Here is a 20,707-nt window from a genome sequence, read left to right as displayed (position 1 = left end):
GCGTCGTGATGAGGATGAAGCTCTAAGATAGCGCACGACGGGGTATGTTTGAGTGCCTGTTTTTCGATCCACAGTGGATCCTTCACTATTGACTACACTCGACGAGCGGGCATTCGCTTTGGCTAATCCTAAAAGTCACTAGAGCTGGCATTTGGACGACAGAGCATCTGAATGGACTTTTGATGAGGTCGGAATCAAATGCAAAGGCTAGGCGATTCGATTTTTCTTAGTGCTTCTGACTTGGTTGGACATCTTAACTGCCGGCACTTAACGAGCCTTGACTTAGCGGTGGCGAATGGCGAGCTAGAACGCCCCGCTATCTGGGACCCATTGCTGCAGATTCTTTGGGAGCGTGGCGCGCGACATGAACAAGGCTTTGTCGAGCACCTACGATCCCAAGGTCTATCCGTCACAATCATTGACGGTGTCGGAGTTGATGACGAATCGGTCGAGCGCACAAGGAGCGCCATGGTCGCTGGGGACGAGATCATAGTACAAGGCGCGTTTCGCGCGAATGGTTGGGTGGGTCGCACGGATGTCCTCAGGCGAATAGAGGTCGAGAGCGATCTCGGAGCATGGTCTTATGAGGTGATCGATACCAAGCTCGCTCGTGAGACCAAAGGTGGAACTGTCTTGCAGCTTTGCTTGTATGCGGATCTAGTCGGCACCATCCAAGGGGGTTGCCCGACGCATAGCTATGTAGTTGCCCCATGGTCTGGGTATGAGCCACAGATGTATCGAATGGACGATTACGCAGCGTACTTCCGACGAGTCAAAAGCAGCCTTGTAGCTGCTATCGAGCACGCGGGGGAGGTGATCTATCCTGAACCGAAGGAGCATTGCGACATCTGTCGTTGGCAGAGTCGTTGCGACCGGAAACGTCGAGAGGATGACCATCTCTCGCTTGTGGCCGGGATCACCAAAGTCCATATCGATGAGTTAAGACGGCACGGCATAGAATCCATGACGGATCTAGCAGCAATGCCGGTTCCGCTTGCATGGAGACCCTCGCGCGGGGCAGTACATTCGTACGAGCGGGTACGAGAGCAGGCGCGCATTCAGATCGAGGGACGCGAAGCTGGGAGCGTGCTTCACGAACTTTTACCTGTGACGGAAGGATTCGGTTTAGCGAGCCTACCCGAACCCTCAGTCGGGGATATCTTCTTCGATCTGGAGGGCGATCCATTTGCTGGGGAAGGCGGCCTTGAGTACTTGTTTGGTTATACTTTTATTGATGGTAGCAATGGCATCGCTTACACAGCTGACTGGGCGCTATCTCGTGAGGAGGAAAAACTGAATTTCGAGCGTTTCATCGATTTCGTCGTCGCTCGACAGGAGCAATACCCGGATCTGCACATTTACCATTTCGCACCCTATGAGCCGGCTGCTCTAAAACGGTTGATGGGGCGGCATGCAAGTCGTGAAGAGGAGATTGATGCTCTTCTGCGCTCCAAACGCTTTGTTGACCTTTACAGCGTGATACGAAATGGTCTGCGAGCGAGCGTGGAAAGTTACTCGATCAAAAAGCTTGAGCCCTTATACGATTTCATCCGAGATACAGAGCTTTCAGAAGCAAACATGGCGCTTGCTAAGGTTCAAGCATGTCTTGAGCTGGGAGATTTAGCATTCATCAATGATGCTGATCGTTATGTTGTGACTGGATACAACCGAGATGACTGCGTATCTACATGGCGCCTTCGGGACTGGTTAGAAATACGGCGCACCAACTTGATCAATGTTGGCAATATCACTCCTCGACCGGAAGTACCTGAGAGCGTGCCAAGCGAGGCACTTGGTGAATGGCAAGAGAAGATCAATGGGCTTATCGAACGGTTGACGGACGGGGTTCCTACTGATGCGGCGGAGCGCACGGCCGAGGAGCATGCTCGATGGATTCTCGCGCATTCGCTCGACTGGCACCGGCGAGAACAGAAGGCGCTTTGGTGGGAGTATTTCCGCCTTTCCGACCTTATGGCAGAAGATTTGCTCGACGAGCGAGCTGGACTTTCAGGTCTAACATTTGTGGGCGTGAATGGGGGAACAGCTAAGGCACCCATTCATCGCTACAGCTTCCCTCCTCAAGAAACGGAGATGCGCGGCAGTGAAGATTTGCACACTTTAGGAGGCAGGAAACTAGGCAGCGTCGACGCAATTTCTCTGGATGAACGTTGGGTCGATATTAAGAAACGAGGGGACAGTGCAAATATTCATCCTGAGGCAGTTTTTTCCCACACAGTTATTAATACTACTGTCCTTGCGAATGCGCTTGTTCGCATCGGCGAACATGTCGTTGCTCATGGAATGGAGGGGGACGGACCCTTTCAGGCCGCTCGTGATCTTCTGATGCGTCTGCCCCCTCGGATAGGCAATCAACCGATCCAGCATGATGGTGAGCCTGCCCTAGATGCCGCACTCCGTGTTGCGGCACATATCGAAAGTGGACTGCTTCCAATCCAAGGGCCGCCAGGTGCCGGCAAGACGCACACAGGCTCACGCATGATCTGTTCTCTCGTACAAACCGGGAAGACTGTTGGAGTAACTGCCAATAGCCACAAGGTCATCCGCAACCTTCTCGATGGAGTTGTGAAGGCTTCTGAAGAAATGGGAATTGATGTTTGCTGCTTTCAAAAACCTTCGGAGATGGAACCAGATCAGCAGCGATTGCGATTTGTAAAAAGTAATGCTGATTTGCTAAACGCCATCGGCAGCAGAGCAAATGTGGCAGGAGGGACTGCTTGGCTGTGGGCGTTGCCTGATGCAGCGCACTCCGTAGATGTGCTGTTTATTGATGAAGCGGCGCAAATGGCGCTTGCGAATGTAATTGCGGTATCACAAGCGGCGAATAGCGTTGTGTTGCTAGGCGATCCGCAACAACTCGATCAGCCGATGCAGGGTAGTCATCCAGAAGGCACTGATGTTTCAGCTCTGCATCATATTCTTGGTGAAGAGCAGACGATTGCGTCTGACCGAGGACTTTTTCTTGCGGAGACATGGCGTCTTCATCCGGACATCTGCTCCTATACGTCCGAACTATTCTACGAGGGGCGTCTTCATCCTCGCCCAGGATTGGAGGCTCAAGCAATTCGCTCACCCGGACGCCTCAATGGTTCAGGCCTCCGCTATGTGGCAGTCGTTTCTGAAGGCAATCAGAGTTCATCGCCGGAAGAGGCTGATTGCGTTCGAACGCTCGTGGAGGAAGTCCTTGCGTCAGGCACTACCTGGATCGACAGGCATGGTGTTGAGCGACTGATATTGCTTCAAGATATATTAATCATTGCTCCCTATAATGCGCAGGTGTTCGAGTTGCAGGACCGCATTTCGGGCGCTCGGATCGGAACTGTCGACAAATTCCAAGGACAGGAAGCGCCGATCGTCATTTACTCGATGACAACATCAAGCTACGTCGATGCACCGCGTGGAATGGATTTTCTCTACAGCCTAAACCGACTGAATGTCGCTACATCACGTGCAAAATGTGTTTGTGTACTCGTTGCGTCACCTACTTTGTTTGAGGCTCAATGCCGAACACCCCGCCAGATGCAACTTGCCAATGCTTTCTGCCGTTACGATGAACTTGCGACGAAAATATAGAAAAAGGAGTTAGTAATCCTGACGTCCGCTGCGTTTTCTGCCGCATCACCATGGCTCGTGATGATACGTATTCGCCAGGAGCGACATCGCGCGCACGGACCTTGGGCTTCATTAAGTCGCAGGCTCGAAGCTTGCTATCAATGGCCAGATCGAAGAGAGCCAGATCTCTGCGTCGATGCCTGCCCCCTGCGGTCCAGGACCAGGCGGCGAAATCAGACTTCGTCATGAGCGTTTATCCGAAAGGCGCCAGTGGGGCAGTATCCCCGCAGGTGCAGGGCGGATGAATACGCCGGCCGGAATACAGTTGTGAGACGCAATCATCAATCAGCGGATGCGTTTGAACGATGCCATGCAAGGGTAGCCTGTCACCTATAAGATTTAGGGCTTCAAAAACTATAATGCGATGAGGTTCGTGTTCCAATGCAGCAACTTAATATCGCTGTGCCTTATGGCGAACGATGCGTGCTCACACCAAGTGGTTGCGCAGTGGTGTGGCCGTTTCTGAATGCAAAGAAAGGCGATGGCCCCTATGAGCTATTTCTGGACACCAATGCCCTGAGTAAAGTGGATTGGGCGCGCCAGCTGCCACAGCACGTCCGGCACCAGTCCATTCTGAATCCGTTGCCGGCGCTGATGGAACAGTGGTTTTCCAATCCAGAGTTTCGCGCTGACCCGATTACCCGAATAGACGCGATGACTCAAACCTTGTGCGATTTGGGCTTTAACTTTCGAGCGAATTTCGCCGAGCAACAAGTGGCCCTTTTACGCAGGAATGAAGCGGCACTGAAGACGCAGTTCAGCCTCATTTTTCCCTATGTGGTGATCATGAAATCATTGCTGTCGAGGAAGATGCCGGTTGATACGGCGCTGGCTGAGCTTGATCGAATTGGCCAGGCTGATATTCCGCGCTTCACTTCCAGCCTTATGTTGACTGCCTTAGGGGTTGTGCTGAAAAGTCAGCAGGCGCTCAAACTCGACGAGGATACGAAGCCTGCCTACTCGTATCTGGATTCCTTCCTGGCTTTCCAGTCGGGACAAAAGGTTGAGGGCAGCCACATCACAGTGCCGTACCTGCGCAACCGGGCGGGGGGTTTGAACCTATGGTTGATACTGCCGACGCTACGCCAGCAGGGTTATTCATTTATTGGCACACCTGCAGTGGTCACGGGCGATAAAGTACTGCACCGATTGATCCTGCGCGTACTGCCACCGCTGCTGCATGTCAGTCAGAAAACGTGCTTTTCCATCTTTCCGGAGGGATTGGATGAGGCCCAATGCACGAAAATTCTCCAGACTGTACAGACCGTTGGGATCAGAGGCGAGATGACCACGGAGCAGCGCCGGCAGCGAGTGGCAGCGTTGTTTGAGTTGGCCAAGGATTTTTGTGCCAACGCTGAAGAGCGTGCGGCCGTAGACGAAGGTTGGCAGGAATGGTGCCTGCCGGGGCTTGGGTTGGATATCCGATTGGACTGAACTACCAGTGCCGGTCCTGATTGCTCAGGACCGGAATTAGTTTGGTGAACTACGCGTCGGCCGATATCACGGCAGTGCCATCGACGACTTCATCAGAGAGTCACGACTCGATCAACTCCCGCACCCGCGCCATCAAGGTGCTGAGTTGTGGAGGTGGGGATGGACACGAGATTTCCGTGTGACAATTTCATTTCTTTGGTTGGTGAGTGGAGTTTTTTCAACTGCTTATTATTTGCTGGTTCGTGTGCTCCCTCACTTAGAGCATCGAGTAACGCATTATGTGTCGATATCTGATACGATTTTGCTCAGCAATAAGTGCTTGGCTTTTAATAAATCAGTTAATGTCTTTTGGGATCGCTGCTTGAATTGCTGGTTTAGTGTCAATTTTCGTTCTAAATTTCAACTGGTACCCTCAGGGAGGGAATTCTGTGACTGTAGAGGCTCCAGATGTGCTTCCTGCCATCGTCGATACCAGCAAGCCGCTGGGGCAAGCAGTTGTGGCGATGTTTAAAGGCGTTGAAGAGGAGCTTGAGGAATATCCTCCAGGGGCTGTGAAAATCATCATTTTTGGTGGAGTCGCGGTACACCTGTATACCAATCACCGTGTTTCGGTAGATATTGACGGCGAAATTTTTCACTGTGATCGATCTTTGAGCAAGGATGAGCTCATTGAAAGCCTAGGGGCTACGCCTGAGTCGTTCGTCGATCCTGCAGGGCGAACCCTTGCCCTGAACTACGATCTCACGTTCAATACCACGCTTGGGCCACTTCATGAGGACTATCTCGATCGTGCGATTCGCCTTGAAGAATTTGGTGACGCTTCTCCAATTCATATTTTCATTGCGGCCCCATTGGATCTAGCTATCTCGAAGCTCGGACGTGCTACTGAGCAAGACATCGAAGATATTGAAAAGCTCTTACGGATGGGGTTAATCTTGACCACAGATCTGAATCGACTGGCTTTACAGGCGATTGACGTGTACGTTGGTAACAAGGAACCACCACACTCGATCCTTAAGCGGATTATTGCGGATTATCTGGAGACTCACGATGATGACGAAGCGCCATAGCGCCACCGTCCTCTCGACTGAATTGGAACGGCTGGCGAAGCAACCTCTGGATCAAGCGGATGACGCTGCCTTGGTGAGAGCTGCTCGTGCGTTTTGGTACTCGAATGATAACCTTGAAACTGCACTGAACTCATTTTTGCGTAAGGGCAGAAGCGCTGTTGAGGTTAGGCGTGCTGGCTATCTGTTTGAACGACTGACTCAATTTACATGTGCTACGGATTCTCGCGTGTCCGAGGCCAATCGTGCTTTGAGTCTTGTCGTATCTCACAAGCAGAGTCATGCCGTTGCAACAAAAGGCCGCGTTGATCGATTAGCATTGTCTTGGGGGCTAGATAAGGGGTTGGGCTTGAAAGTTCAAGCGCTGATGCCCTTTCAGACAAGGCATTTCGAGGCTACCCAGCGACAAATGCAAGCGGCGTGCTGAGTGAGTGCTGTAAAAAAACCGGCCGTTTGTTGCCGGTTTTTTTATATGTGTATTTTGTTGAATTGACAAAAGCGTAGATCGGGGTACCCTACAGGCAGGCCTGAGCCGCTAAGCGGCTCAGGCCTGCCTGTAGGGTACCCCGAGCATACGAAATCACTCTCTTCAAACTAATACTTGAGAGAGTGATCTATCCTGAGCACCAACTGTTGATTTGAGGCGGTTCTACTTAAGTCACGATACCTTCTCAGATTTGATTGTCGACGGCTTCTTTCAAAGTGCCGAAAGCGTAGTCGGATTCTGTCTGCTAAAATATTTTATTGAGCCGTAAATACAAAACTCAAGGTTAAAGTCAGTAACCGTGCGCCAGTAATATACCGTAGTCTTCAACAAATTTCTGTCGTAAGTAAAACTTCCGGTAGGCTTGTTGTACAGTATTGAAGTATTCCGACGGTGAGCCCCATGTCATGCTGCGTAGGAGATTGCCGCCATCGGAGTCCTCATTGTGAAAGTCGTTGTACTTGACCAAGTCCGTAAATTGGAAACCCAGTGCTGAAAGCTGCCGGTAGCACTCCAGCTCCTCCGGAGTTATAGGGCCGCTAGTCATTGCGCAATGCCCACTCATTTCGTCAGGGAATGCTTGTGCGTGAGCGAATGCTTGGTCCCAATCTAGCGCCAGTCGATCGTAATAAATATAGCCTTTAGCTTTTGGATCTCCTACTTGCTGCTCTTTGCTCAGAACACTAGTAGCCTTAGCGAAATCTTTATATAGCGCGAAATATGCCAGTGTCACGCCGCTCTGAACGGCAAAATCAATGGTCTGCAGTGCAGTTTCCTGCGTCTCCCATGGGCCGCCAAGCATGAAATAGGCTTTTGTGAGAATGTCCTTTGAGTGAAGTCGAAGGAACAGTTCTGAAATTTTGGCATTGGTAACGAGTTCACTCGCTGCCTTATTTTTTCTCCGTTGATCCTCGCTCCCATGCTCAACGCCAAATGCGAGCATGCGACATCCTGAGCGTTGCAATCGGTCTATGAAGTCGTCGAGTTCCAGATCGTAGGAAAAAAAGTCCTCAAGGCGGAAGATTCCACGCCAGCCAAAAGAATCACCAGTCGTTTCCTTGATTTTTTCTAGGCCATCTAGAAACTCGCTAGCCCATGCGAGCCCAGAGTATCTGGCATTGTTGTCGCCCTTTTTCGCATCCGAAGCTATCTGCGGTAGCAAGTTGTCATCAATGAACTGAATCCGAATATCTTGGTGCTGCAGAGATAGATTGCGAATTTCGGCGAGTACATGTCCGACTTTGCGGCGTTGCTCACCTCCGCTCTTATCCCTGCGTTCAGTACAGAAGGCGCAGTTCCAGTCGCACCCCTGCGACATGACCAGATGAGCCTCATGGAACGTCTGCGACTTCGACCTTGTTCGGGCCGGCTCATATTGGCTATCGCCGACGCGATAGATCCGGCGATCAAGCAAAACATCCGACCATGCAGTCCCCGGCGATTCCAGCGATGGTTGCTGCGGCGTGTTGCATCGTTGGATGCCGCGACCTATGACGTTCCAGCTCTTGAGGTTGGCAGTAATGCCTTGCGCTGCAGGCCACTGTCCTGAAGTTTTCAAACTCGCCACTAGTGTAGACAGATTCTCTACTGCATTGGTCGCAACGGCAAAGTCCCAGCTTGCCTGGGCGTCCTCCGTGTGCACCATAGAGAACTGCCAGGCATTGAGCTTGGCTGCCGGACCACCAATTACCAGCGTCGTACTATGTGTCCGGTTGCGAATATCGACGAGCATATTCATTGTTGATCTTATGGTGGAAAACACAGTGTTGAATCCAATCAGATCGAAAGTTCGCGCCAGGCTCAACACTTCAGCGCGCAGCTTCGGGAACCTGTGGCAGTCAGCGATCTGCACGTCGTGGCCTTGCGCTGCGAGATGAGACGCCAGCAGGCCCAGGCCTAGCGCAGGAGTGCTAGTTCGTGATGCGCCCGACTCATCATCGTCGATGGGGGGCAACACGAGCAGTATGCGTTTCACAACCTGTAGGGTGTCGGTACGTGTATCAGCCACTTCCGGATGGGTCCGGCCGCGGAGTTGAGGCGCTGTCCCACCCACGACGGGACCAATCAACCATCTGGCCACGGGAAAATCCAAGACGCTCAAAAGAGTTGGATTACCGGCCTCTGAAGCCGATGCGCGCTCCTCCAAATAATGAGTCAGGAATTCCCGATGTAGCCATGGATGGCCCTTGTCGGCTCCGACAGCCATGTCCACAATTTTACCTAGCTCCTCGTTAAGGGAGCTTTCGATGCAGAGGCTCCCTGCAGCAATGGCAGCGTCCAGCCGTCGCCGCAAGGTGTGTGAGAACGCGAGATGCAATGCAGCCCAACGAATACTCTCATCTTCATCAAGGGCCATGCTATGCAGGACCTTGAGAAGCACCTGCGTCGGGAGGCTTGCTGTAGCAAGCGCTGCAAAGACGCGCTTGTCACCACGCCAATGACCCTTGACCTTGCCCGCATCCGGATAATAGTTCTTGAAAAAAGTGACAGTCTGATCGGCCACCTGTCGGGCCGGTTCTAAGCCCAACGCCATTAATGCTAGTGCTGTCGACGCAAGTCCAGGGTCGCCTACGATGGCTAGAGCAATGTCATGCGCCTCTCGTGTTACTTTCACGCAGCGCGCGTGTTCGAGCGCGAATGCTGGGTCACTTTCAATGTTTGTAAAGAGCTGCTTGAGTTCTGGATATTTGCTGGCAAGGCGTGCAAGCCGAGTGGGAAATGAGGTCGCCGCACCGGGTAACTGTGTAGGCTTGAAGAACTTTGGTGCAATCTCGCTCGCCTGGTGCGAGAACTCTTCGGCAAAGTCTGAGGCGTAGTAAAACAATTCCTTTATTAAAAATTCATCCTTCCAGATCACCTGCAGCATGGCCTCTGGAAAGGACTCCGAAAACTCCCTAAAGCTTAAGCATATGTTGGAGCATGCCGCCATGAAGCGCCAACACACGTCCATACGTCCAGACTCTCTCGCAGCTTCTTCGGTTGGACTCGTGGCGGCCATGCGATTGCCAATAGTGCTGCCGATAGCGCGCAGCTTCATAAGCAGCTCGGCTTTACTCTCTTCATTGACGCTCTTGCCGGCATCACTAAGGTTGTTGAACGCAGTCGTTAAATCGCCCCAATCCTCTTCGAGATCCAGATGGTGTAGATCACTGAGAATACGCTCCAACACAAGACGAGACTCCTCCTGCTTTTGCCCTACGGCCTGTCGGGATGCCCAATGAACGGATCCAGGTAAGTACCAGCCAGTGCCCTCAAGTAAGTCGGAAGCGCAGCGCTTCCAGCTGAATTCACGTTTGATTAGTTTTGCCAGCTCAATAGCAGCCTTCTTACGCTCTTCGAGGTCAGTCATGATCTCGAGCAACACGTCGGCAAAACTCTCGATGTCCGCTGGATTGGGGGTGCCTGAGGTCGTGCTGCCCCCGATATTGACGAATTCGACACTGCTGAATGTCATCTCTGGGAATTGCTGCTTCAGATCTTCGAGCAGCATAGCGAGCCCCGACTGAGCCGAACACACGAGCGGGACGCCTGCACAAAGGGCTTCCCAACCGCTCAGTCCGAACCCCTCATGCCACGACGGCATCAGTGCAACATGGCAACGGGCTAATCGACGACGCAGAGCTACCTGATCGTCAGAGAACGGTTCAGCGTGTAACGCAAATGCTGCGCCCCTACTGCCTATCTCCTTTAACTCGTCTAGCGCGGTTTGATCAGAATCGGGGTCAACTCCCCAGGCGAATAATTGACCACGCGCGCGCCACACTTCAGCATTGATTGCACGTCCACGCTCGTATGCCTTTGCCAACGCATGAACAGCTAATACCGAGTTTTTTATTGGGTCATCGTCACGGTTAAGACGTCCCGAGATAAAAATGTGCAGGTCAACGCGGGAGTCGTGTGTCTGAAAATCAACTTTGTCTACGCCCGGTATTAATGGCCTAACTGGCGATCTTGGGCGGTGCGTAGCGCTTCGTGCTGATGCGAAGTTGCGCTGTAATAGTGGGCCCACCGCAAAAGCACAATCTGCGGTCGCGATGATGTCTCGCTGTATTGTGGAGCGATTGACCACATCCTGCATGCTCTGACTTTTCATGAAGGCGTACGCCGAGTAGTCCATGTGACCAATCACGGCGGATTTGACGTTAAATCCACTTCCAAGGTGCTCACTAAGCTCCTTGGCGCAGTCGATGGCCACCCGACCTGTTATGGAATCGTGTCCAACCACTAGTACTCCCAGTAACGTTTCTGGCTCGAACTCTTTGCAGCGTTTGGCAATGTCCTCCATGAGCGTGGAAGCGTTGAACGTCGTATGTTCGATAAGTTCGATGGCGACTGAACTGCTGCCCACAATTGGCTGCTGATTTACAAAGCAGATCGTCTTGCTGCCTTTCGGCAGGGCCTGAGTCATACCTTCCGCTAAGCCTTTGTTGAAGACGTTTAATCCACCCAGCTCGCTTCCCCAGCGGGTTGCAAGCATAGCCACCACGTACGCCATTTTGGCTCCTAGAATTTGTGATGTATTGGCGGTTAACCGCGGCGCTTAGCGCGTAAGGGACCATAGAGTAGGGCTGCTGTTGATTCAATTAGGTTATTCATCGGCGCAAGGCCTGATTCCGGAATCATTGTCCGGAACGGATGTTCTTTAAGTCGTGGCACCTCATCACCTGTGATGGCTACGGCAGTCGCTCCCTGAACGCGTTGCTCAGGATTGAGTAAGTTGAATCCGGTGTAGCCACTTTCGTCGATGTGGAAGCATTCCATGCGTATTCATCCTGGCGTCAACGCTCGAACAACACGATTGCAGTTCCGAACTGATCATGCCCGAAGGCTCGCGTGCTGGCGAGGCACACTTCGCTTGATGAAACGACTAGTGATACGACGGAACGGCGACTTTCTAGAGCACTACATGTTCGTGCGACGCCGATTTGATCCAGTTGCCGAAATGCCACTGATCCAATCTGACTCCTCTCGAACCTTCGCCTACGCTGGATTTGTACCAATTTGGAGGTGGGGCAGTCTTGCGTCGGCACGTGGGGCAATTCGGTGTCTGCGTGAATAGCCTCTGGTTTGAAAGCAGCTGTAGCAGAGATTAGCCAACGCTTGGAGCACCAACACAAGGCCACTCTTGCTGTGCATCAAGTCCTGTTCAATAGCATGAAAGACGCCTCACTACAGTCACAAGCGCAGTCAGACCAAAAACTGCAGGCCAGTAAGGTGCTGGTTGACACACTGTCCGACGGGCAGGCCAGAATCATCGGGGCGTTGAATCAGCATACTGGCGCCCTGACCGCCCGCCTTGATCAGAGCCAAGCCAAGCTACGTCAGCTGACGATCACTTTGGCCGTGTTTTTCGGATCGATGATGGCCTACGTGGGGTATGAGCTGCTGAGTCGGTTTAGCTGATGCCTTGAGGGGGAGCCATAAAATCTATGGTCGCCCCAGCACAATGAGCCCCAAGAACCCCTCTGTTACTGAGATCTAGGTCAAATGTGTTCTAGCTCAAGCATTCAAAGCGCAGCTCGTTCAACTGGCTCCAACTTTATCGCTCCCGCCCAAGTCTCCATTTGGGCTTCTGTATCCCGGCGCGAACATTGAGCTTTCTACCCCATAGAGAGCCAAGGGATCACTGAGCCATAGGCGGTATGCATTGTCTTCAATGCTGTGGTCGGGTGAGCAGTCCACGTGGTATTGCTGTAGGACGTACCCAGCCATCGCTGCGCGCACTCGAAGTCTGAGCACACCGCCAGGCATCTCGTAGTCGAGCATCACAATCTGCGCATAATTCTTATCAGGGTGCGGCACGAGCGGGAGATCCAGCATTCTATTCCACTGATCATCGTGCTTTTGGTTTTCGTCGTTCTTGGGTTTACCCCCCCACTGAGTCTGAGCCGTACCGATTCGAGCCAAAACGAAGTCCACAAATTTCTGGCGTTTCCGATCGTACGCTCGGACGTGCCAGCGCAAGCCATCGCAGCTGACCGCGAACGGCACGATTTCCCGCTCAGACTCGCCCGACCCCGAGGTATAGCTGATTTTTACCACCTGGTGGAGGCTGATCGCGCGCGAGATCGGCGCCAAAACCTCTACCTTTGGCTTGCTGAGCAGCGAAATGGATTCGTTCAGAATGAGTGGCTTCTCTCCATCTAGACCGTATCCGTACCCTTGGGAAAGCGCCGTGAGCACGCGCTCAGGCGAGTGCACGATTAGAGGCGAGAACGTCTCGCGTATCGCATAATGCTTGGTCACAGTGTCCAGCTCAGTGTTCTCAGGAGCAATCTCCCGATACTGCGCGAAGTCGCGGGTGGCAGCGGCCGCGCCCACCCCGAAACGATCCATGAGATCAGTTCGTGAAACGGCCCCCGTGAAGTACAGGCGAAAATCTATGTACACCAGGCGCTCCCGTTGCGCTTGGCTGTATTCGCTCAAATCAATCATTTGCTCTCCGTCTTGCCTTCTTACCTGTCCTGCTGGATATCCAATATCTGATCGGGCGCATCTAGCAACAATGATAACACACGAGTGCTTGACGTCATCAAAATGATGATGATATGGTTTGTTTATGGTTGTGATACATATCTATCCATAGCACCTTAGGCGATTCAAAAAGGAGGCTTGGATGGGATGTCAGAGCGCCAGAAACAGAAAGGCCGGTCAAGGTACGAACTTGACCGGCCTTTGGGAAAAGACGTCTGAATTGGTTCCAGATGTCTCTCGCGCTTTGTGGAAAAAGCTTGTGGATGGTAGCCCCTATGGGCTCCCTCCGCAAGGGAGCGAGTTCTGTGTTCGAGCCACCTCATAGGAGACATTTTATGTCCCAGCTTGAGATGTTCGAAAAGCCCGAGGCGGAAGGCGAGGTCATTTATCGCATGACGATCACCACCAAATCGGGGAAGGTGATTCGACGTGCTAACGGCCAACCGTTCCGCATTGTCATTCGACCAAAAACGAGCAGTTGATTTAGTCGCTTAACAGAGCTCAGGGCACGTTTTGTGCCCTGGGGCTAGTCGCTCCCCATATAAAAGGATTACGACATGTCTAGATGTACAGCACCAGTACGTGGACATAACTCAGCGGCCGCTGCCGCTGCCTGTCCTGCATGCCGCTATCGCACCAGTTCCCGCAGTAGTTCTCGCTATGACGGTTATGGCTCGTCCTACTCCTCCTCGGTCGGCAATGGAGGTAGCCATGCTAACAGTGGCGGCGGTGGTGGTGGCGGGTCCAGCAGCAGTTCAAAGCCGCGCTGGTCGAGACCAGGTTCATCCGTATCGTACTCACCGGCCCAGGTGCAGTCCCTCACTCCAATTCGCGAAACCGTTGAGACGCGAGCAGCGGAGCAACCTGACCTTCGTGACGTCTTCCTGTGCCACGCATGGGACGATCGGCACGGACCTGCCAAAGAGCTGCACGAGTTGCTCGTGGCGGCTGGTGTCAAAGTTTGGTTTAGCGAGAGGGACCTAGGTCTCGGTGTTCCAATGATGCGCACAATCGACAAGGGCTTAGCGAATTCGCGAATTGGGCTTGTGCTGGTCACTCCCGCGTTGCTGACGCGCCTTCCCAAAGAGAGTGTTGCTGACAAAGAACTTTCGGCACTCCTGGCGGGTAACCAGCTCGTTCCCATTGTGCACAACACGACGTATGAAGCTCTCCGCAATGTAAGTCCCTTGCTCGCCTCCCGAAGCGGCTTGGACACTGCAGAAGATTCAATGGCGGTGGTTGCGGCAAAAATCGCCGAGCTGGTAGCGCTCTAGCTCTTTTGCTCACACAGTTTCGGCATTCAGATGCGGATGCTCGTACATTTTATCCTCTACGGTTTAACAGACCTGCCTTCGGCAGGGCTGTTAGCTCCGACTAAGAGACCGATTTGGGCCTATTGCTGCCTGTTGTCAAAAGCTGAAGGCAGTCTGAGGATGCCGTCAACGGTCGAGTTGCAGCAGCAATTTTTAGGCAGTCACCCAACGGTATTGTTTGGATACTTTTACCCGCGAAGGCGTTACACGAGACGGCTATCCATGGTGGAAAAGTAGTGCAGGCGATTCTCCATGGAGGGGGAGTGATTTCAATATGCCTTTATGGTGATGGTCCGAATGGAATTTCTAAGGAGGAGTGGGTTGATGGTAAAGGAATACGCTGAGTATGAAGTCCAACGGACATTGCATCAGGTGTGTTCTGCGAATAACCCAAAGGATGCGTTGGAATGCTTTCAGAGAAATAGAGCTGCTCGGTGACTGGCGCATCATGTATGCGGCAGCTCAATCGGGTGGGCCGTTTAGCTCGGTAGCCGCGACGAGCGGTATATGCTTCAGCCAAGAAACCTTATGGTTTCACTTGTTTCGCAGAGCGCAAGGGATGCAATGTCGAGGATCTACACCTATCTGAACTCAATCAGCTCTGGTCAGCCGATCAACTTTGAGGCTTTTGCTAAGGAATTGAAGAAGCATGGCAAAGGTGCTGGCTATCTGTTCGATACGTTTTCAACGTCGAAAATTGGAAAGAGCAGCTATCAGGTGGCTATCTTGCGTGAGGATCGCTTTGCGGAGCTGATTCGTGAACACGCTCCATCAGAAGTTGCGGGTCGTATTGGTGCTGCTTTGGACGGAAGTAGCCACGCAGCAGCAGTAAGCGGCTCGCTTTTGATAACACGAAGCATGGTCCATCCTCATCCAAGCGTAGTTCTTCTGAGCAAGCATGGATGGGAAGCACCTAACACTCTCCGGCCAGCGGCGTTGCTGGTGGAAAATCTCGAGAATTTCCTAGCTCTCAAACAGACCGTCGACATCCTGGCCGACTGTGGCGTAGCTGAGCAAAGTGAAAGTTTCGATGTCATTTTCAGCGCCGGTAATCAGATCACCAACAGACTGAATATGCCATTTCTCAGCCAATACCAGAGGCTGTACTGCCTTTTTGATGTCGACTTAGGTGGACTGACAATGTATCGAACCCTTCTCAAAGGGCTGCCAGACGGGCACCGGGTCGTGTTTGTGTACCCTGATGATATCGCACACCGGTTAAGCGCTTCCAAATACTCACTAAATCAGCAAACGAGACAAGATCTCCTTGAGTTCGTTGGTCTATCCAAGGAAACCAATGAGCTGATCGGACTTATGCGAGACAGCCAAAAAGCGCTAGAGCAGGAAACCTATTTGATGTCGACAACGACAAGGGACTGATGATGTTGAGCGATTCCTCTGCGTTCCAGGATGTATACAAATTCCACAGGCTGATTTTTGTTAACAGTGCTGCCTATGCCTACACCGTAATCCGCGTGGACAAGCACACCGCTTTGTGTGGCCAGAACAACCTCGGAAAGACCTCGATGTTGAATGCATTGAAGCTTTTTTTGCTGCCACACGAGAACTTCAAGAGCTGCGCTAAGAAATTCGCCTTCAAGGGGCCGGCCGGGACGTACTACTCGACTGATGCTAGCTACAGCTACTATTTCCCCGAAAACCACTCCTTCATCATCCTCGAAGCAGAGAACATGCACGGCCCGTTCTGTTTGGTCCTGCACCGAGGGAATCGACCATTCTCATACGGCCGTATGGCAGTACCTTGCATGTATGCCGATATCCAGCACATGTTTTGGGACCTTGAGTCGCCCATCAATGGAGGCATGGGGGCTCCGATAGAAGGCATCTCACTTTCTGGTGTGCTTTCGGATCTCCGAGCTCGGGGCGGGGAGGCAATGAACGACGGTGCTGTCATTCGCCAGCGGCTCTTCGGTCAACAGGCTCTTAATCGTGAGGAGGGCCGATTCTGCTTGCTGCCTCTTAGGAATGGCGGTACAGCACGCGAGATCGAAGCGTGGAAGATGCTAATCCACCTGGCCTTCGACATTGGGGCGAAGGACAACCGCACTCTGCCGGATACTATCGCTACGATCATCGAGGGGGATAAGGACCGTAAGAATGCAGAGCTGAGTGTCAGCCTGAGCGAGATCCTCGATGACTATGAGAACCTGAAAAAAGAAGGCGATCGCCTGGCGGACATAGAAAGCGCGCGGAGGTCTTGGGAGAGCTTTGATAACCAGTTCCAACTGTTTGAGACGAAATCCGAACTGATCGTTCAGAGTATCGTCGATGTTGAGCATGCCTTGGCTGAAAGGCAGTCCAGCATTCTTGATGATGTTAAGGCAGCATCCGAGAGATATCAGGCTCTTGATGTGGCTCACTCAGCTAAGAGACAGCACCACGGTCTGGTCAAGGCTGAGTATCTGAAGCTGGCTGGAGCACTGAGTCTCCGGCATAAGGATCTGGACGGTGTCCAAAAGCAGCTATTCAAGGTCAGCGAGATTCTTCGGCGTTACCCTGGCACAACAGAGCATGAGGTCCGCGAGCTTTTATCCGATCTCTCCGCAGAGTTGACCGCAGAGATCGAGACCCTGACAAACAAGGTTCAGAGCGCTGAACAACTAGCCCAGGCGATCAGGAATAAGAACAGTCTTTTCCATCAGCGCGACCAACTCCGAAAAATTCTTGATGAACATGTGGAAACTGTTCTCGAGCAGATCGATCGTCACAGTGCGTCGGTTCTGAGTAGCTTGAACTCTACGCTGTTCACCAAGTTGACTCCTCGACTCAACTCTGACCAGAAGCAAGCCATCAAAGAGTTTGGCTGCCTATTCCAGGAGCGAGGTTCTTTCATCAGCTTCCTGAGCCAGGAGACCTCATTTGGTTTCATGTCTTTCGACCCGACCAGAGCAAGGAAGCAGCACGAGCAAGACCTGATCAAACTGGATGACGATATCAAGGACTGTGATGACCTCATTCAGCGCCTAAACGATGACAGTAAGTTGACTGCTGAGCAGGCCAAGGAGAAAGCTAAGAAGCTGACCCGCGAGCGGATTGAAATTGATGAAGAGGTTCAACTACTCAGTCGGCATGGCTACATGCGCGAGCAGCAGAAAGCATTGGAACTTGAGGTGGGGGAACAGACGGTAGAGTTGGCCAAGCTACATGAGAGTGTGGCGGATGCCGCCGGCGAGCTGGAGGACCTAGCGGTACAGGTTGAGCGCGCAAAAGAAGTGCTCGCCAGGGTCAGGAAGGAAAACGAAGATCTGCGCAATTACCTTGAGCAGATCCGGAACGTAGCTGAGATCACTTTAGGATTCCTTTCGATCCGCGAAATGAAGCTGAAAGCTCGCGATACTTTCTTTCACCCTAGCCAGATCAAGGAGATTTCCCAGTTCGCTTCTGAGGTAGCCAAGAGCAGAGAAGCTCTGCAAGTGGCCTTGGATGAACTGCTGAAACGTAACTTGCTGGGCGAAGAGGGCAGAGACTTTGGCTACCATGCTTTCCATGACTTGAGTCGGATGCGTAGCTGTCGGAGAGCTTTCGCGGCGGTGTTTGGCACCTTGGAAGGTGAGCAGCAGACCTACCAGGCCAAGGTCACCGCGCATAACTCGAATACCTCTATTCAAATCGACGAAATCAAACACGCCAGAAGGATGATCAAGGAGTTCGAGAAAGAGGTAGATGACCAGCTTTCGGAGTTCAGTGTGTCTGACCTCGAGGCGATCGAGATTTACTGCGTATTGAATCCCCATTTCGAAGAGCTGTTGGTCGATATTGACTCCATAAACCTCATGACAACCGGGCTCCACGAGAAGCGCTTGTATGAACGATTACGAGCTTTCTGTACCGAGTTCTTTGTTAACGGTGGCCGTCGGGGGACCACCCTGGATATGAGCCTACTGATTGATCGGGTTGGATATCGGTACCGCAAGCGTGGGCATGACAAGTACACCGAAGAGGATCAATCCAACGGTACTACGGCAATGATTAACTGCCGCCTGCTATCGATTCTTCTGCGTAGGCTGCTGGTTGCGAATACACAGATCTGTTTGCCATTGGTAATGGATGAGCTGTCGAATCTGAGCCACTTGAATCTGAAGGCTGCGCGTGGCATCGCTGAGTCAGAAGGGTTCGTGCTGTTCGGGGCAACGCCGGAGCCGACGTCTACTATCGCGAAAGTAATCGAAAACTACATCGACCTTTCGCATTTTCTCGCCACCGACAGGGCATACAGCCACTTACGTCGAGTGATCTACACAGGTGAAAGCGAGTCGCTGAGAACAAAGAAAGATCCCGCCGATGCTGTTGCGGAGATCACTGCCGGATGATCGTTGCAGCAGACAAAACGGTCATGCTCATGATCGAGCATAAGCACATTTTTCTTGATCTTATCGACATCATGGATGAAGGCTCGGCTGGCGAAGAAGTGTCAACTCGTCTGTACGAGTCCAAAGTGATGAAGCTGCTTGATTCGCTGGGAGACAGTAAGTCCGATCGGCAAAAAATTGAAGCGGCCTTCGACGTGCGTAACCTCGTCCGAGCAAGCCTGATATTGCACCATGACACCAAGCGAGGAGTCATTGCCTTCGCCCCGTTTTTGATCGAGTTATTTCGCCACTTTGATAGATCGCGTCTTCGACAGCTGAGTAGCGCCGATCTTGAGGCGCTGTGCGACAGCTTCAATGATAGTCTTGAAAAGCTTCGCGATTTGACAGTGATTGAGCAGGGGAGCGACACGTTCGAGGATGAGCTTAAGCTACTCCGGGAACGCATCCGCTACGCTCAAGGGAAGATCAAGGAGAACGTGGACAGTCTTCAGGGGCAGACTCTTCGCCTGGCGGAGATCGTCGAAGTGATGAGCCTTGAGAACCTCGACGAGGTGAAGCAGGCTCGCGGTGCTTTGCAGGCGATCACCCGAATCTACGGTAGGCATGTTCTCCCCACATTGCAGTTCCTCAACGAGAGGGAACCTCTGAAGAAAGGCCTGCCGGCACTCACTGCCTTGCTGCGGATATCCGAGATGTTCCGCGATGCCAAGTTGCCAAAATTGGGTCAGCAGGTTCTCTATGCAGTGGCATCCATTCGCTCCTATCGCTACGACGTGGAGGTCATCAGCAAGTCTCTGCAGCGCTACGTGCATCAGAATGAACGTCAGCGTCGTGAGTACGACCAGGTTGAGAGTGTTTTCAACGATCTACTGGCTGCCTGTCGGGAGCTCCATGACGGGAAACTAAGGGGCAACCTCATCCCTAAAGATCATGAGGTACTGGAGCGTTTCTCTACCTTCAAAGGCATGAAGAGGCAGAGAGCCGATAGCAAGATTGAATGGCACAACGTAGACCATTGGCTTCACATTCAGGAGCATCTGCGGAGTAGCCTGGATTCACTTAAAAATACCCAAGTAACAACAACGTCTGTTGAGCCAGTTGGAGAGGACGTGCTCAAAGCCAGGCGTGCTTTAGACGTGCGCAGAAAACTAATTGGAAGGCTGATAGATGAGTGGCATGTTCAGGTTGGGCCTGACGCCCATGCGTCGCTTCACGCACATCTGGCCCAGCAGATCAGCGACTACGAAATTGCTGACCTAGTGGAAGGCGTGTCTTGGCTAAAGCACCGAGAGGACATTGTGCTAACCCCTCGATTCCAGTTAGGGGTGATTGAGGATGACAGGCAGAAGTTGACCTATTACAAATTGAGGATCGAGGAGCAGGGCAGTGAGACAACAGCTTAGCCAAGCCATCTACAAAGAGTTGATGTCGGGGAAGGTGATCAACAAAGACACCTACGAGAATGGTGAAATAAAACCCAACCCGCTCTTCGAAGAGATGCTCAATAACTACGATCAGAGCTACAAGCCCTTGTACTTGAACATCGGGTTTGAGTTGGTGATGCGGAATGGCTTTATCTACATCCGTTCAGTCGAGCGCGATGAGGAGTACAGCGAGGTGGTCAGGAAAATACAGGTTCTGCTGTTGATCCTTGCTCGCGGACTGCATGAACAGGGCTACCAGCTTGATATTCTGCGCGACGGGGAAGCTGGTGTGTCTGATGGGATCATGGAGGAGATCGGGAAGGGAGAAGACAAACAAGATGTCATGTCTGCCAGCAACATGAAAGGGGAGGCTCTTGCATCTGCAGTTAGGAAAAATCTCGAGCAGCGTGGGATCGCCTACAGGAATGCAAAAGGCAATCTGGTATTGACTCATGCTGGATTAGCGTTCTTTGACGACGTATTTAAGTACAGTAATGCTGAACCAGGTGCAGTTATGGTGGCTTGAGTTTCCGGCTTTATCAATTGGTAG

At 52.3% G+C, this 20,707-nt stretch carries 14 protein-coding genes and 1 pseudogene; 11 read left to right on the top strand and 4 right to left on the bottom strand.

Annotated elements, in window-relative coordinates; all coding sequences use genetic code 11:
• Positions 1-198 precede the first annotated feature (198 nt).
• Positions 199-3,591, top strand: a complete 3,393-nt coding sequence (locus tag M2397_RS17300; protein WP_259244143.1) for a TM0106 family RecB-like putative nuclease — start codon at positions 199-201, stop codon at positions 3,589-3,591.
• Positions 3,592-3,616: 25 nt separating this feature from the next.
• Here the strand turns inward: M2397_RS17300 and M2397_RS17295 are convergent.
• Positions 3,617-3,817, bottom strand: a pseudogene (locus M2397_RS17295) (hypothetical protein); the annotation flags it as partial.
• A 194-nt stretch (positions 3,818-4,011) separates the two neighbouring features.
• Here M2397_RS17295 and M2397_RS17290 point away from each other — a divergent pair.
• The 3 genes from M2397_RS17290 to M2397_RS17280 all read left to right on the top strand — a co-directional run bounded on the left by M2397_RS17290 (position 4,012) and on the right by M2397_RS17280 (position 6,558).
• Positions 4,012-5,064, top strand: a complete 1,053-nt coding sequence (locus M2397_RS17290) for a hypothetical protein (RefSeq protein WP_259244142.1) — start codon at positions 4,012-4,014, stop codon at positions 5,062-5,064.
• A gap of 428 nt (positions 5,065-5,492) precedes the next feature.
• On the top strand, positions 5,493-6,134 hold the full coding sequence (locus M2397_RS17285) for a DUF6036 family nucleotidyltransferase (RefSeq protein ID WP_240435931.1): 642 nt from the start codon (positions 5,493-5,495) through the stop codon (positions 6,132-6,134).
• Entirely contained in the window at positions 6,115-6,558 is a 444-nt protein-coding gene (locus tag M2397_RS17280) for a hypothetical protein (protein ID WP_310521934.1), read from the top strand. The genes M2397_RS17285 and M2397_RS17280 overlap by 20 nt, the downstream gene beginning before the upstream one ends.
• A gap of 349 nt (positions 6,559-6,907) precedes the next feature.
• On the opposite strand, the gene M2397_RS17275 is transcribed toward M2397_RS17280, so the two are convergent.
• Both M2397_RS17275 and M2397_RS17270 read right to left on the bottom strand, forming a co-directional pair.
• The gene (locus M2397_RS17275) at positions 6,908-11,110 is read right to left on the bottom strand and encodes a radical SAM protein (RefSeq protein WP_120733613.1); all 4,203 of its coding nucleotides are present in this window, start codon (positions 11,108-11,110) and stop codon (positions 6,908-6,910) included.
• 32 nt (positions 11,111-11,142) lie between these two features.
• On the bottom strand, positions 11,143-11,376 hold the full coding sequence (locus M2397_RS17270; protein ID WP_120733612.1) for a hypothetical protein: 234 nt from the start codon (positions 11,374-11,376) through the stop codon (positions 11,143-11,145).
• 393 nt (positions 11,377-11,769) lie between these two features.
• Here M2397_RS17270 and M2397_RS17265 point away from each other — a divergent pair, with 393 nt between their 5' ends.
• A complete protein-coding gene (locus M2397_RS17265; RefSeq protein ID WP_259244141.1) occupies positions 11,770-12,018 on the top strand; it encodes a hypothetical protein in 249 nt (82 codons plus the stop codon).
• Positions 12,019-12,138: 120 nt separating this feature from the next.
• Here M2397_RS17265 and M2397_RS17260 read toward each other — a convergent pair whose 3' ends face one another.
• Positions 12,139-13,050 (bottom strand): YafY family protein, encoded by a 912-nt coding sequence (locus M2397_RS17260; protein WP_120733610.1) that lies wholly within the window; start codon positions 13,048-13,050, stop codon positions 12,139-12,141.
• A 374-nt stretch (positions 13,051-13,424) separates the two neighbouring features.
• Here M2397_RS17260 and M2397_RS17255 point away from each other — a divergent pair, with 374 nt between their 5' ends.
• From M2397_RS17255 to M2397_RS17230, 6 genes are all read left to right on the top strand, one after another.
• Complete coding sequence (locus M2397_RS17255) at positions 13,425-13,571, top strand: hypothetical protein (protein WP_162947744.1); 147 nt, start codon at positions 13,425-13,427, stop codon at positions 13,569-13,571.
• Between the two features lie 75 nt (positions 13,572-13,646).
• Positions 13,647-14,363 carry a toll/interleukin-1 receptor domain-containing protein gene (locus tag M2397_RS17250; RefSeq protein ID WP_084317905.1) on the top strand — a complete coding sequence of 239 codons (717 nt, stop codon included), beginning with the start codon at positions 13,647-13,649 and terminating at the stop codon, positions 14,361-14,363.
• Positions 14,364-14,930: 567 nt separating this feature from the next.
• The gene (locus M2397_RS17245; protein WP_120733609.1) at positions 14,931-15,782 is read left to right on the top strand and encodes a hypothetical protein; all 852 of its coding nucleotides are present in this window, start codon (positions 14,931-14,933) and stop codon (positions 15,780-15,782) included.
• A gap of 2 nt (positions 15,783-15,784) precedes the next feature.
• The gene (locus M2397_RS17240; RefSeq protein ID WP_162947743.1) at positions 15,785-18,733 is read left to right on the top strand and encodes a hypothetical protein; all 2,949 of its coding nucleotides are present in this window, start codon (positions 15,785-15,787) and stop codon (positions 18,731-18,733) included.
• Positions 18,730-20,136: a hypothetical protein gene (locus M2397_RS17235; protein ID WP_120733607.1), complete on the top strand. Its 1,407-nt coding sequence runs from the start codon at positions 18,730-18,732 to the stop codon at positions 20,134-20,136. Before M2397_RS17240 ends, M2397_RS17235 begins: the two co-directional genes overlap by 4 nt.
• Positions 20,120-20,683, top strand: coding sequence for a condensin complex protein MksE (locus tag M2397_RS17230; protein WP_024678242.1), 564 nt, complete (start codon positions 20,120-20,122; stop codon positions 20,681-20,683). Before M2397_RS17235 ends, M2397_RS17230 begins: the two co-directional genes overlap by 17 nt.
• Positions 20,684-20,707: the final 24 nt, after the last annotated feature.

The organism is Pseudomonas sp. BIGb0381 (genome assembly GCF_024809815.1).
Classification (GTDB): Bacteria; Pseudomonadota; Gammaproteobacteria; order Pseudomonadales; family Pseudomonadaceae; genus Aquipseudomonas.
Note: the sequence above shows the minus strand (reverse complement) of the source record. Positions and strands in the feature narration are given on the sequence as shown.